We start from the raw sequence: 576 nt of genomic DNA, 5'->3' as shown, positions 1-576 counted from the left end.
AGTCGTCCTTGAACTGGCCCGAATTTTGAAGACAGTGCCAGCCGACAAAGAAATTCGCTTTATTACATTCGGAGCCGAAGAAATCGGACTCCTCGGTTCGCGCCATTATGTCAGCACATTGTCAAATCAGGAAGTCAAACGGAGCGTTGCCAACTTTAACTTAGATATGGTGGCGACAAGCTGGGAGAATGCTTCACAGCTGTACATCAATACGCCCGACGGTTCGGCAAACCTCGTCTGGCAGCTAAGTAAAGCCGCTTCTTTAAGCCTTGGAAAAGACGTATTATTTTTACATCAAGGCGGATCATCCGACCATGTCCCATTCCATGAAGCCGGCATCGACTCGGCCAACTTTATTTGGAGAGAGCCGGGAACAGGCGCTTTGGAGCCTTGGTACCACACCCCTTACGACACGATTGAACATATCAGCAAAGACAGGCTGAAAACAGCCGGTCAAATCGCGGGAACAGCTGTGTATAACTTCACCAAGAAGGAAAACAGAAAACCGTCTTACAGCTCAGTTGCCCAGTAATTTTAAAAAGGAGCAGATTGAAAATCTGCTCCTCCTTCTTTTCA

Annotated in this window: 1 protein-coding gene; it reads left to right on the top strand. The window is 47.6% G+C overall.

Features of this window, described 5'->3' with window-relative positions; genetic code table 11:
• A partial coding sequence (locus ACWHAR_RS30175) for a M28 family peptidase (RefSeq protein WP_452088815.1) occupies positions 1-532 on the top strand: 532 nt, incomplete at its 5' end.
• Between the last annotated feature and the right edge of the window lie 44 nt (positions 533-576).

The sequence above is a fragment of the Bacillus sp. LR--39 genome, from assembly GCF_053613335.1.
This window is presented reverse-complemented; position numbering and strand designations above follow the sequence as displayed.